Source organism: Desulfacinum infernum DSM 9756 (genome assembly GCF_900129305.1).
Lineage (GTDB): Bacteria > Desulfobacterota > Syntrophobacteria > Syntrophobacterales > DSM-9756 > Desulfacinum > Desulfacinum infernum.
In genome coordinates this window covers 19,895-33,136 of the sequence record NZ_FQVB01000040.1, presented here as the reverse complement: position 1 = coordinate 33,136, position 13,242 = coordinate 19,895, and the positions used below count along the sequence as shown (strand labels likewise).

Genomic DNA, 13,242 nt, shown 5'->3' with positions numbered 1-13,242 from the left:
CCTGGAAGGGGTCTATCCGGGCGTGGATTTCCTGAGGGAAGTGAACCTGGGAAACCGCCTCTTCCTGGGAGACCGGGTGGCCGTGGTGGGCGGCGGCAACGTGGCCATGGACTGCGTGCGAACGGCCCTTCGGACGGGATCGAAGAAGCCTTTCATCGTCTACCGGCGAAGCCTGGAGGAGATGCCCGCCAACGAGGAGGAGATCGAGGAGTGCCACGAGGAGGGCATTGAGATCCACACGCTGGTGAATCCGGTTCGGATCCTGGGGGAAAACGGGAAGGTGAAGGCCATCGAGTGCGTGCGCATGGAGCTGGGGGAACCCGACGCCAGCGGGCGGCGCCGCCCCGTGCCCGTGGAAGGGTCCAACTTCATAATGGAAGTGGACGCGGTGATCCCGGCCATCGGGCAGGAATCGGACTGGGCGTGCCTCACCCCGGAATGCGCCTGCAGCCTGAGCGACTGGCGGACCCTCCAGGTGGATCCGGTGACGCTCCAGTCGGACGATCCGGACATCTTCGCGGGAGGCGATGCGGTGACGGGTCCGGCCACGGTGATCGAGGCCATCGCGGCCGGAAAGGAAGCGGCCGTTTCCATCCACCGTTTCATCCAAGGCGAGGACCTCCGGGAGGGCCGGGAGAAGACCTGGGAGCCGGTCCAAGACGTGCCCACGGAAGGCTATGACCGGATCCCGCGGGAGCGCATGCCCCGGCTTTCGCCCGAAGAGCGGCTGGGGAACTTCAACGAGGTGCAGCTGGGGTTCACGGAAGAGCAGGTGCGGCGGGAAGCGGCGAGGTGTCTCGACTGCGGGGTCTGTTCCGAGTGCTACCGGTGCGTGGACGCGTGTCTGGCCGATGCGGTGGTCCATGAGGATGCGGCCAGGGAACGGGAGCTGGAGGTGGGGGCGATTGTTCTCGCTCCGGGCTTCAAGCCCTTCGATCCGGCCGTCTACGACACCTACGCCTACACCCGTCTTGCCAACGTGATGACGGCCATGGAGTTCGAGCGGCTCCTTTCGGCCTCGGGGCCCACCATGGGCCACGTGGTGCGCCCTTCGGACGAGAAGGAGCCGAAAAAGATCGCCTGGCTCCAGTGCGTGGGCTCGCGGGACATCCACCACTGCGACCACGCGTATTGTTCCGGGGTGTGCTGCATGTACGCCATCAAGGAGGCGGTGATCGCCAAGGAGCATGCGGGAAGGGACCTGGAGGCGACGATCTTTTTCATGGACATGCGCACCCACGGGAAGGACTTCGAGCGCTACTACAACCGGGCGAAGGAGGAGCACGGGGTGCGGTTCGTCCGGTCTCGGGTGCACAGCATTGAGGAGGTGCCCGGAACGGGCGGGGATCTGGAGATCCACTACGTGGACGAGGAGGGTCGGATCACCTCGGAGGTGTTCGACCTGGTGGTGCTCTCGGTGGGGCTGGAGACGCCCGAGGAGGCCAAGAGGCTGGCCGAGCGGCTGGACGTGCGGTTGAACGATCACCTGTTTGCCGAGCATTCGTCCTTTGAGCCGGTGGCCAGTTCCCGGCCCGGGATCTATGTGTGCGGGGCCTTCCAGGGCCCCAAGGACATCCCCCAGTCCGTCATGGAGGCTTCCGCTGCCGCTGCCGCCGCCGGTCAGATGCTGGCCGCCGCCCGGGGAACCCTCACACGGGAGAAAGAGGTGCCGGCCCAGCGGAACGTCTTCGGCGAACCGCCCCGAGTGGGTGTCTTCGTCTGCCACTGCGGCATCAACATCAGCGGCGTGGTGGATGTGGCCGCGGTGCGCGACTACGCCAAGACGCTGCCCTACGTGGAATACGTGGCGGACAACCTCTACAGCTGCTCCCAGGACACCCAGGAGATCCTCAAGGAGGCCATCCGGGAGCACAACCTGAACCGGATCGTGGTGGCCGCGTGCACCCCGAGGACCCATGAGCCGCTTTTCCAGGAAACGCTCATGGACGCGGGCCTCAACAAGTATCTTTTCGAGATGGCCAACATCCGCAATCAGGATTCCTGGGTGCACGGCATGGATCCGGCCACGGCCACGGAAAAGGCCAAGGACCTGGTGCGCATGGCGGTGGCCAAGGTGGCCCTACTGGAGCCCCTTCAGGAGCCGGAGCTTTCCGTCACGCGCCGGGCGCTGGTCATCGGCGGCGGCGTGGCGGGCATGACGGTCGCCTTGAGCCTGGCCGAGCAGGGCTATCCGGTGGACCTGGTGGAAAGGGAGGATCGCCTGGGCGGTCAAGCCCTCCATCTCAACAGCACCTGGCGGGGCGAAGACGTAACCCAATTCCTGGCGAAGCTTCGGGAGCGGATCGAGGCCCACGAAAACATCACCGTGCACCTGAACAGCCGTGTGGCCCAGGTGGACGGGTTCGTGGGCAACTTCAAGTCCGTGATCCAAAACGGTGCGGAACCCGTCCAAGTGGAGCACGGCGTGGCGATCATCGCCACGGGCGGACGGGAGTACAAGCCTTCGGAGTACCTTTACGGCAGTGATCCCAGGGTGCACACGCACCTGGAGCTGGACCGGAAACTCCGCCAGGACGATCCCGTCATCCGTTCGGCCCGGTCGGCCGTCTTCATCCAGTGCGTGGGATCCCGGGAGCCGGATCGGCCCTATTGCAGCCGGGTCTGCTGCACCCACACGATCCACAGTGCCTTGGAAATCAAGGAGCGCAACCCCGACTGCGATGTCTACGTACTCTACCGGGATATCCGGAGCTACGGCGAGCGGGAGGTGCTTTACAAGGAAGCCCGGCAGGCCGGGGTGCTCTTCATCCGCTACTCGCTGGAAGACAAGCCCAAGGTGGAGGTGGTGGACGGACGGCTGCAGGTCACCGTCACCGACCACGTGCTGCGGCGGCCCGTGGTGCTCACGCCCGATCTGGTGACTCTGGCCACGGCCATCCAGCCCAATGCCGACGAAGCCTTGGCGCAACTCTTCAAGGTGCCCATGAACGACGATGGGTTCTTGATCGAAGCCCACGCCAAGCTGCGGCCCGTGGATTTCGCCACCGACGGTGTCTTTCTGTGCGGCCTGGCCCACTATCCCAAGCCGCTGGACGAGAGCATCGCCCAGGCCCAGGCGGCCGCGGCGCGCGCCGCCACCATCCTGGCCCGGGAAAGCATCCAGTTCCCTGGCACCGTGGCCCGGACCAACCCCATGCTCTGCAGCGCGTGCGGAACGTGCGTGAACATCTGCCCCTATTCCGCGCCGCGGTTCAACGAACGGGGGGTGGCGGAAATCAATCCGGCCCTTTGCAAGGGATGCGGCCTGTGCGTGGCGTCCTGCCGATCGGGAGCCATCCGGCTCCAGGGCTTCGACGACGCCCAGATCTTTTCCATGATCGACAGCCTGTAGGCAGGATGAGTGGCCAACGATGACTGAGGAAATGGGGGGCCGGGCCCCGGGCCCGGGCTCCCCGGGAGTCGATTCGATGAGTCAATGGGAACCGAAGATCGTCGCTTTTCTCTGTAACTGGTGCTCTTACGGGGCTGCCGACCTGGCGGGCGTGAGCCGCCTCCAGTACCCCGTCAACATCCGGGTGATTCGCGTGCCTTGCAGCGGGCGGATCAACCCGAAATTCATCCTGGCGGCCTTCCGGCACGGGGCCGACGGCGTGTGGGTCTCAGGATGCCATCCCGGCGACTGCCACTATATCGAAGGCAACTACTACGCGCGGCGCAAGTTCGCCCTGCTCAAGAGCCTGCTGGAACACACGGGGATCGACCCGCGGCGGCTCCATTTTTCGTGGATTTCGTCGGCGGAGGCGTCCAAGTTCGCTCAGGTGGCCCGGGAAGTGGTGGAAACGGTTCGCGACGCCGGCCCGGCCCGGCATTTCATCAAGACCCTGCCGCAATGGGACTCCGTGTGGGGCGAGTCAACGGCGGAAATTCAAGCTGAGGTGGTGTAGATGCACGCATACACGGAAAAGATTCGGGAAGCGGCCCGGCGCCTTCTGGCCGAAAAGAAGGTGGACGGGGTCATCGGGTTCCGCAGGGGGACCCTGCCCCTGATGAACGAACCGGTCTTCGTCCGCCACGCCGACCAGGTGGATCAGCTGGTCTGGGACGGCAATTGCGGGGTGAACCTGGCCAATTACCTGACCAAGCGCAAGGACCGGGTGGCGGTGGTGGCCAAGGGGTGCGATTCGCGAAACATCGTGGTCCACATCCAGGAAAACCAGATCGCAAGAGATCAGCTTTATATCCTGGGGATCCCGTGCAAAGGGATGCTGAACCGACGGGCGATCCTGAAGGCTCTGGACGGCAGGGAGCCCCTCCAGGTGGAAGAGACGGAAGCGGACGTGACCGTCTCCGGGGACGGCTTTGAGCAGGTTTTCCCTCGAAAGGACGTGCTCCAGGACAATTGCAAGATCTGCATTCACCGGAACCCGGTGATCTACGACGAGCTCCTGGGCGATCCGGTGGAAGAGCAAAAGGATGTGGACCGCTACGAAGACGTGCGGCGTATCGAGGCCATGACGGTGGAGGAGCGGTGGACCTATTTCGAAGAGCTCATCGCGCCGTGCATCCGGTGTTATGCCTGCCGAAACGCTTGCCCCCAGTGCTACTGCCCCACCTGCTTCGTGGACGAATCCCGGCCCCAATGGGTGGGCAAATCGTTGGATCCCACGGATACGCGCACCTTCCATTTCCTGCGCGCCTACCACATGGCCGGCCGCTGCACGGACTGCGGCGCCTGTGAACGGGCGTGCCCCATGGACATCAAGGTCCGCCAGTTCACCAAGAAGCTGGAAAAGGACGTGAAGGAACTCTTCGGCTACGAAGTGGGCGTGATGCTGGAGGAGCGCCCGCCGCTGGATACCTACCGGCCCGACGATCCCCAGGATTTCATCAGGTAGGGCCCGCGGACCCTTTTTCGATGAAAAGACCTGGTGGTTGGATGAGTGAGCGACCGTGGAAGCGACAAAGGACATGCCCATGTTGAAGATATTCGTGACCAAGGACAACCTGCCGAACCTGGTGGGCCGGCTCATGGACGGTGCAACGGTGCTGGGGCCGGTCAAGGAGGGGGAAGCGCACCGGTTTCGCCCCTTGAAGAAGGCGGCGGACCTGGATCTGTCTTACCAGAACAGCCGGTTGTCACCCAAAGATCTGGTGCATCCCCATTCGGATGCCATGTTCGCCTTCTCCCTCAAAAAGGACGATCCGGAAGCGGGGATTCTCAAAGAACTGCCGAGATCCGCTGACAAGCGGCTGGTTCTGGGGATCCGCCCCTGCGATGCCAAGGCCTTTCGCTTGGTGGATGTGAACTTCCTGACCGACACCTACCGCGACCCGTGGTGGGAGGCGCGCCGTGAGGCCACGGTGCTGGTGGGGCTGGGATGCTCCCGTCCCTGTCGCTCGTGCTTCTGCACCGCCGTGGGCACCGGCCCCTTCGATGAAACCGCGCTGGATGTGTTGATGACCGAGCTGGAAGACGGTTACCTGCTAAAGGCCGTAACGGAAAAGGGCGAGGCCCTGCTTCGGGACGCGCCGCAAGCCGAGGCCGCCACGGACGAACGGATGCAGAAGGCGGAAGGCATCGCCGAAGAGGCCGCCCGGAAGATCTCCAAGCCCTTCGTCACCGAGCCCATCAAGGACAAGCCGCAGACGGAACTTTTCAGCGCTGAGTTCTGGGAGGAAGTCCAGTTCGCGTGCATCAACTGCGGCACCTGCACCTACCTGTGCCCCACCTGCTGGTGCTTCGACATCCAGGACGAAGTGCATGGGGAGGAGGGGGTACGCCTGCGCCTGTGGGATTCGTGCATGTTCCCTCTTTTCACGTTGCACGGGTCGGGCCACAACCCGCGCAATCAGAAGCTCCAAAGGGTGCGCCAGCGCTTCATGCACAAGTTCAAGTACTACGTGGACAAGTACGGCGACGGGCCGGCCTGCGTGGGCTGTGGGCGCTGCGTGCAGTATTGTCCCGTCAACATCGACATCCGTCGGGTGGTGGCCATGATGAGCGCCTCCTGCGTGTGCCCGACCTGATGAAGAGAGATCCGCTGTGAGCAGCGAAACGTTCCGGAGGACTGACGTGAAGAATCCCTACCTGCCATACCCCGTCCGGATCCAGGAGATCATAACGGAAACGGAAGACCGGAACCTGAAGACCTTCAAGCTGGTCTTCCTGAAATCCGAGGACGAAGCGGCCTTTTCCTACATTCCCGGCCAGTTTGCCGAGCTTTCGGTGGCGGGCCAGGGCGAGGTGCCCATCGGGATCGCCTCGTCGCCCACGGAAAAGGGTTTCATCATGTTCACCGTCAACCGGGTGGGCAAGGTGACCACCTATCTGCACAACATGAAACCGGGCGACGTGATGGGAGTCCGGGGGCCTTTGGGTAATTGGTACCCTTGGGAGGAGATGAAGGGAAAGAACGTGGTCATCATCGGAGGCGGCTTCGCTTTCACCACCCTTCGCTCCTCTATCGTCTGGATGCTGGATCCGGCTCACCGGGGAGACTACGGAGACATCACCGTGGTCTACGGCGCCCGCAATCCCGGCATGCTTCTTTACAAAGAGGAGTTGGTGGCCTGGGAAAGGCGCGACGACATCACCATGCATCTGACCGTGGACGCCACGGACGATCCCCAATGGAAGTACAACGTGGGCTTTGTTCCTGCCATCACCAAGGAAAAGGCCCCCAGTTCCGAGAATGCCTACGCCATCGTGTGCGGCCCGCCCATCATGATCAAGTTCACCCTGCCGGTGCTGGCCGATTTGGGCTTTCCGCCCGAGCGGATCATCACCAGCCTGGAGATGCGCATGAAGTGCGGCATCGGCATGTGCGGGCGGTGCAACATCGGCACGGAATATGTCTGCAAGGACGGACCCGTCTTCACCATGGAGAAGCTGTCCCGACTGCCCAACGAGTATTAGCGGGAGGCGGCTCCGGGGCTTGAGAAAAATATCTTTTAAGAGAACGGCTCTTGTGTTAGGAAAGATCGGTGGTTGTCTAACGGGAACCAAGTCAGGGGAGAGAATTATGGAGCCTTTGCTGTTGTCCAAACGAGAAAGGCGCAAGCTGGCGGGCCAATACGCCGAGCTGTGCCTGACCTGCGGCACGTGCGCCGGAGGCTGCCCCGTTACGGGCGTGGACGGCCTGGATGTGCGCAAGGTCGTTCGGCTGGCCGTCCTGGGGCTCGACCAGGAGATTGTGGATTCCAAGTTTCCCTGGGTGTGTACGCTTTGCGGTCGCTGCGAACACGCCTGCCCCATGAACATCGACCTGCTCAAGCTTCTTCGCTCCGCGCGTGCCATGCGGGATCGGGACAAGGTGCCCGGCGTCCTCCACAAGGGCGTGGAGATGTGCCTTAAGACCGGAAACAACGTGGGCATTCCGGAAGAGGACTTCAAGTTCCTCCTGGAGGACTTGGGCGCGGAATTGGCTGAAGAACTTCCCGGCTTCGAGGTGCCTGTCGACAAGAAGGGCGCCAAGTATCTGTTTACCATCAACTCCAAGGAGCCCTTCGCGGAGCCGGAAGACATGATGTTCTGGTGGCGGATTCTCTATGCCGCCGGGGAATCGTGGACCGTGGCTTCCAAGAACTGGGAAGGCGTCAACTGGGGTCTTTTTACCGGGGACGACGCCGCCATGAAGGAAATCGTGGGCCGCCTGGTCCAGAACTACAAGGAGCTCGAGTGCGAGTACCTTGTCTTACCGGAATGAGGCCACGCCTACTATGCGACCAGGCTTGGTCTGCAACAATGGTTTGCCGATGAGGGTGTCAAGTTCGTCAGCGTGCACGACCTGCTCAAGCAGTACCTGGAAGAAGGCCGGATCAAGGTGGACAAATCCATCCACCACGAACTGACCACCTACCACGATCCGTGCAACTACGGCCGCAAGAGCGAACGGGCCTTCGGCCACGGCTACTACGAGGAGCCCCGCTGGGTGGTGCAGCAGTGCTGCGAAAACTTCGTGGACATGTACCCCAACCGGGCCAACAACTTCTGCTGCGGCGCCGGCGGCGGCGCATGGGCCGCTCCCTACGTGGAAGAGCGCATCTTTTACGGCCGGGTGAAGGCCAAGCAGATCAAGGACACGGGCGCCAAGCTGCTCATCGCCCCGTGCCACAACTGCCGCGATCAGATCATGAAGAGTTTGCGCAAAGAGTACGATTTTATGGATGTGGAGGTGAAATACCTCTGGGAGCTCGTGGCGGACTCGCTGATCATCGAGCCGCGGGAAGAATAGACGATCCCTGAAGCGCTCACCAGGCCCCAGAAGCTCCCAGCGGTTTCTGGGGCTTTTTTGTGGGCGCCGCCGGACGAGGTCGGACCATGGCGAAAAAGAAAAAGAAGGACAAGGACGTTCTGCAACTCACTGAAAACGAGCGGCGGGAAGTGGAGCTGATGATCGATCGGCTGCGCCTCCAGGACCCCAACGGCCAGAGCCTGGACAACTGCCTGAAGACCCTGAAGCAGATCCTGGGGGACCGGCAGCGGGTGGCGGCGGCTCTCCTGGACGACCTCAGCCGCCGGGACAACGACGTCTGTTTCCGTGCCTTCTGCGAACTGCGCCCCGTGGTGACTGACAAGAAACTGGCCAAGGTGGTCCGCCAGGCCGAATACCGGCTCCGCCAGAAGGGCTACCCACTGCCGGAAGAGACTGAAAACGTTCCCGACGCATCCGCCCCGGTGACCCTCATCCGCCAGGAAGTGCGCAAGGAAGAATGCCACCTGGTGACGCCGCCCCTGGGAGCGGGGCTCTGGCAGTACAGCGCCTATCTTCCCATCAAGGGGGAACCGGACTTTCTCATGGTGGTGCTGGCGGTCACCGCGCCCTTCATGGGGGAGATGTTCCATGCGTCCTTCCAGTCCCGCAAGAAATACCGGGAGCTTTTGCGGGGAAGTGCCGGACACCTGGGCGCCCAACCCCATCCGGTGCCCGTGGCCCATATGGCCCAGGTGTTTTTCAAGCTGGAACGTTTGGGCCGGTTGGATACCCTCAAAAGGGACCAGATCCTGCTCGCCCGCCAGGCCCTGTCGCCCTATGGGAGCGGCACGGGAAGCCTCGGATCCCACGTGTTTTGGAGGGAGAAACTGCCGGTGGATTCCGGTTACGATCTGGAATTCCTGGCGGATGTTGCAGTGGGGGAGGTGAGTTGGGTGGTGCAGCTCTTCCAGGATTCGGAAGCCCTGAAGACGGCCGGCATGGAGCTGGAAACAGCCCGCCGGTCGGTCCTGGTGGTGCCCGATCATGTGAAGGCCGCCCAGGAAAGGGAGATCGTGGCCAAGGCGGCCCGGGCCGTGTTCGACGCCAGGGTAAAGGACATCCTTACAGCCCACTACCTGGAGACGTCCCTGGCCCGCCATTTGACCGGGGACGATGAGGGAGCGGCCCTGTTCCTGGCGTTGTCCGAACATATGCAATCCCTGAAAGATCCCGGGGAAAGTCCGGTGCCCGTGCGCCTTACGGCCTGGGCCCTCCAGGTCTTGCACGGCGTTTCCACCAGCCTGGCGGAAGAGCCGGAAGACGAAGCGAAAGAGCCTGAAGCCGAACACGGCGGCCTGATCCTTCCCCGATAACCGGCAAAGAATCGAAGGAGGGGTCCCATGTGGAGCGATACGATTCAGGTGACCACGTCCAGTCGGAGCGCCGCGGTGGACATCACCCGGGCGGTGTCCGGCAAGATCCAGGAAAAAGGGGTGTCCGAGGGGCTGTGCGTGGTCTATGTCCCCCACACCACCGCCGGGGTCACCATCAACGAAGGGGCCGACCCGGCGGTGATGGACGACGTGATGACCACCCTGGATTCCATGGTGCCCTGGCGAGGGCCCTACAAGCACATGGAGGGGAATTCCGCGGCCCACATCAAAACGAGCCTGGTGGGCAGCTCCGTGCAGATCCTGGTGGAGAAAGGACGGCTCCAGCTGGGAACCTGGCAGCGCATCTTCCTTTGCGAATTCGACGGGCCTCGAACCCGCAAGGTCCGCATCGCCCTGATTCCCGCTTCCGCGTAGGGGCCTGTCCGAGAACGCGAGGGATACCCACTCTTTTCGTAGGAGGCTGTCTGAAAACGCCAGAAATCACTGCTTTTCTCGTAGCGCAGCCCTTCAGGGCTGCGGAAGAATCCCCGGTTGTCGCCTGTCAGTTCATTGGGTCATAAGTGCCCCCTAAACGGAGCGATTCTTTCGCCGTATTCTTCCTATCTCCGCGCGATGAGCGGGCGGGGATAAACCCCGCCCCTACTCAACAGCTACATCTGCCTTCGTAGGGGCGGGCTTTACGCCCGCCCGCCGGAACCTCCCGATGGGGAAGAAGCGTCCCATTTAGGCGGCCCTTTCCGCGGGCCTGAAGGCCCGCGGCTACGAAAGACGTCGGGTCCCTTGCCGGTTCAAGCGGCGTTGTCCCCGGCATGCGCAAGGCAGGGGCGAATCATGATTCGCCCTTCCGGTCGTCCCGCCCGGAGGGCTCTGTCTTGGAGCGCGTTCCCACGGGGGCCCGGTCCTGATGTAGATTTCCACACGCCATTGAAACGCCCATGACCGAGCAGTTAGACTTCCAACTGCCCAGGGCTTCGAGTCTGCAGCCTTCCGGGCCGGCGCCCGCGCTGCCCACGGAACCAATAGCGTCCCAGAGGCTTCGAGTCCTGATCTTGCCTCTTTTTTCACAAAGTCCTCTTGACCTCTCCCTCCCAACTCTGTATAAGCCTGTGGCTCCTCTTGCCCGTCCAGGACTGACAAGGCGGCTCCGGGCCCGAGAACCGGAGATAAAAATACATACCGAGAGAAAGGACAGGACATGCAGAATCTGGAAGCCATCTTTTCACCGCAATCGGTAGCCGTGGTGGGTGCGTCCACGACTCCCGGCAAGGTGGGCCATGACATTTTCGCCAACATCCTGAAGGGCGGGTACACGGGAACCCTCTTTCCGGTGAACCCCAAGGCCAAGTCGATCCTCAGCGTCAAGGCCTACCCGAGTCTTCTGGACATTCCGGATCCCATCGATCTGGCCATCCTGGTGCTGCCGCCCAAAGCGGCCCTCCTGGCCGTGGAGGAAGCGGCTCAGAAGGGCGTGAAGGGGATCGTCATCGTTTCCGCCGGTTTCCGGGAAGTGGGCGAGGAAGGCCGGAAGATCGAGGACCAGATCGTGGCCAAGTGCCGCGAGGCGGGTATCCGCCTGGTGGGGCCCAACTGCCTGGGGGTGATCAATCCCAACCCGGCGGTGCGGATGAACGCCAGCTTTTCCAACCGCATGCCCGCTCCGGGCCACATCAGCTTCATCTCCCAGAGCGGCGCGCTTTGTACGTCGGTTTTGGATTTTGCCGCAGAACGCGATTTCGGTTTTTCCAAGTTCATTTCCATCGGCAACAAGGCGGACGTGGACGAGCTGGACCTGCTCCGTTACCTGCATCAAGACGAGGATACCCAGGTGATCATGATCTACCTGGAGGAGCTCCGCCGCGGGCCGGAGTTCATCCGGGAGGTGAAGAAGATCACCTCGGGGGACCGGCCCACGCCGGTGCTCGTCATCAAGTCCGGCCGCACCGCGGCGGGCGCCCAGGCGGCGGCGTCCCACACGGGGTCTCTGGCCGGATCGGAAGCGGTCTATGACGCCATTTTCCAGCAGGCGGGCATCATCCGGGTGGATTCCATCGAGGAGCTCTTCAATTTTGCCAGCGCGTTCGCCAGCCGAAAGACGGCCACGGGAAACAAGGTGGCCATCGTGACCAACGCGGGCGGGCCGGGCATTGTGGCCACGGACATGACCGTGTCGTCGGGGCTTCAGCTGGCCCGTTTCCAGGAAGAGACCGTGGAGGCCCTGGTGAGCCACCTGCCGGCCACGGCCAATGTCCACAACCCGGTGGACGTGATCGGGGACGCCACCCAGGATCGCTACGAAAACGCTTTGGAGGCCGTGATCAAGGACGAAAACGTGGACGGTGCCCTGGTGATCCTCACCCCCCAATCCATGACCAACGCCCTGGAGACGGCCAAGGCCATCGTGAAGATCGACAAGAAGACCCACAAGCCCATCTTGTGCTGCTTCATGGGGATCTTCGACGTGTCGGCGGGCGTGAAGGTTTTGCAGGAAAACCAGATCCCGGTGTACCGCTTTCCGGAACATGCGGCCCAGGCCTTCGGAGCGCTCTACCGCTACTCCGCCTGGCTCAACCGCCAGCACCTGGCCCAGTTCGACCTGAAGCACGATACGGACAAGGCCCGGGAGATCATCCAAAAGGCTTTGGACGAAGGCCGCCGGTCTCTCACGGAATGGGAGGGAGGCGAGCTGCTTCGCTGCTACGGCTTCCAAACTCTGCCTTCCTTCATCGCCAAGAGCCGCCAGGAGGCGGTGGAATACGCCCAGAGCCTCACCTTTCCGGTGGTGCTCAAGATCGTGTCTCCGCAGATCCTGCACAAGTCCGATGCCCAGGGAGTGAAGATCAACCTGGGATCTCCCGAGGAAGTGGCCGCCGCCTATGACGAGATCCTGGCCAACGCCAAGGCGTACAATCCGGAGGCGGAGATCGTGGGAGTGCTGGTGCAGAAGATGGCGCCCCGGGGAGAGGAGGTCATTCTGGGCATGACCCGTTATCCCGTCTTCGGGCCGCTGCTCATGTTCGGCCTGGGAGGCATCTTCGTGGAGATCTTCAAGGACGTGGTCTTCCGCGTGGCCCCCATCGGTCGAAACGAGGCCCGGCGCATGGTCCGCGGCATCCGCGGCTACGAACTGCTCAAGGGCGTGCGGGGCCGCCCCGCCACCGACACCTCGTCCCTGGAGCGGTTCCTGGTGTGTCTGTCGGATCTGGTGCTGGATCACCCCGAGATCAAGGAACTGGACATCAACCCCATGCTGGTCCACGAAGCGGGGCAAGGGGCCACCGTGGCCGACTGCCGCATCATCCTGGAGCCGGTGGACGATGCTGCCACCTCCTGATACCTGGGAGCGTGTCCCAAACGCCAAGATGATCGCTCTTCCGCAGCCCTTTCTGGCTGCGGAAGAGCCCGGAAGCCGGACAGGCCGTCGCGTACGGTCTGTCACGCCCTGGGGCTGCGATGATCGTTTCCCGCCGGGCTGAAGCTCCGCGGCTACCAGTAAAACGAAAATTCCCCGTCCTCTTGAGCCTGAAAACCATTCTCGGACAGGCTGCTTGAGACCTTCCCCTTCGCGCAAGATGTGGGGGCGAATCATCCTTCGCCCTTTCCCGATCCCGCCCTTTCGCTTCGCGGATTTTTCCCCGCCCTTCCTTGACGGTCCTTGGACCGGAGCTTACAGTTAGAAGCACACACGCTTGGCC

9 protein-coding genes are annotated in these 13,242 nt (G+C 62.8%); all 9 read left to right on the top strand.

Annotated elements, in window-relative coordinates; all coding sequences use genetic code 11:
* Positions 1–3,352 (top strand): FAD-dependent oxidoreductase (locus tag BUB04_RS16000; RefSeq protein WP_073041331.1); only part of this gene is annotated, 3,352 nt, incomplete at its 5' end.
* 76 nt (positions 3,353–3,428) lie between these two features.
* Positions 3,429–3,905, top strand: coding sequence for a hydrogenase iron-sulfur subunit (locus tag BUB04_RS15995; RefSeq protein WP_073041329.1), 477 nt, complete (start codon positions 3,429–3,431; stop codon positions 3,903–3,905).
* Positions 3,906–4,856 (top strand): 4Fe-4S dicluster domain-containing protein, encoded by a 951-nt coding sequence (locus BUB04_RS15990; RefSeq protein ID WP_073041327.1) that lies wholly within the window; start codon positions 3,906–3,908, stop codon positions 4,854–4,856.
* Positions 4,857–4,935: 79 nt separating this feature from the next.
* Positions 4,936–5,988 (top strand): 4Fe-4S dicluster domain-containing protein, encoded by a 1,053-nt coding sequence (locus BUB04_RS15985; protein WP_073041325.1) that lies wholly within the window; start codon positions 4,936–4,938, stop codon positions 5,986–5,988.
* Between the two features lie 46 nt (positions 5,989–6,034).
* A complete protein-coding gene (locus BUB04_RS15980) occupies positions 6,035–6,877 on the top strand; it encodes an FAD/NAD(P)-binding protein (RefSeq protein WP_073041323.1) in 843 nt (280 codons plus the stop codon).
* A gap of 106 nt (positions 6,878–6,983) precedes the next feature.
* On the top strand, positions 6,984–8,195 hold the full coding sequence (locus BUB04_RS20160; protein ID WP_143156524.1) for a (Fe-S)-binding protein: 1,212 nt from the start codon (positions 6,984–6,986) through the stop codon (positions 8,193–8,195).
* An 86-nt stretch (positions 8,196–8,281) separates the two neighbouring features.
* Positions 8,282–9,529, top strand: a complete 1,248-nt coding sequence (locus BUB04_RS15965) for a hypothetical protein (RefSeq protein WP_073041317.1) — start codon at positions 8,282–8,284, stop codon at positions 9,527–9,529.
* Between the two features lie 27 nt (positions 9,530–9,556).
* Complete coding sequence (locus BUB04_RS15960) at positions 9,557–9,964, top strand: secondary thiamine-phosphate synthase enzyme YjbQ (protein ID WP_073041316.1); 408 nt, start codon at positions 9,557–9,559, stop codon at positions 9,962–9,964.
* Positions 9,965–10,745: 781 nt separating this feature from the next.
* Positions 10,746–12,881: an acetate--CoA ligase alpha subunit gene (gene acs, locus BUB04_RS15955; protein ID WP_073041314.1), complete on the top strand. Its 2,136-nt coding sequence runs from the start codon at positions 10,746–10,748 to the stop codon at positions 12,879–12,881.
* The last annotated feature ends 361 nt before the right edge of the window (positions 12,882–13,242 follow it).

Excerpts from the sequence above, each read along its gene's own strand:
- BUB04_RS15995 (WP_073041329.1), top strand. The coding sequence starts at position 3,429 with ATGAGTCAATGGGAACCGAAGATCGTCGCTTTTCTCTGTAACTGGTGC.
- BUB04_RS15990 (WP_073041327.1), top strand. The coding sequence starts at position 3,906 with ATGCACGCATACACGGAAAAGATTCGGGAAGCGGCCCGGCGCCTTCTG.
- BUB04_RS15985 (WP_073041325.1), top strand. The coding sequence starts at position 4,936 with ATGTTGAAGATATTCGTGACCAAGGACAACCTGCCGAACCTGGTGGGC.
- BUB04_RS15965 (WP_073041317.1), top strand. The coding sequence starts at position 8,282 with ATGGCGAAAAAGAAAAAGAAGGACAAGGACGTTCTGCAACTCACTGAA.
- BUB04_RS15960 (WP_073041316.1), top strand. The coding sequence starts at position 9,557 with ATGTGGAGCGATACGATTCAGGTGACCACGTCCAGTCGGAGCGCCGCG.
- acs (WP_073041314.1), top strand. The coding sequence starts at position 10,746 with ATGCAGAATCTGGAAGCCATCTTTTCACCGCAATCGGTAGCCGTGGTG.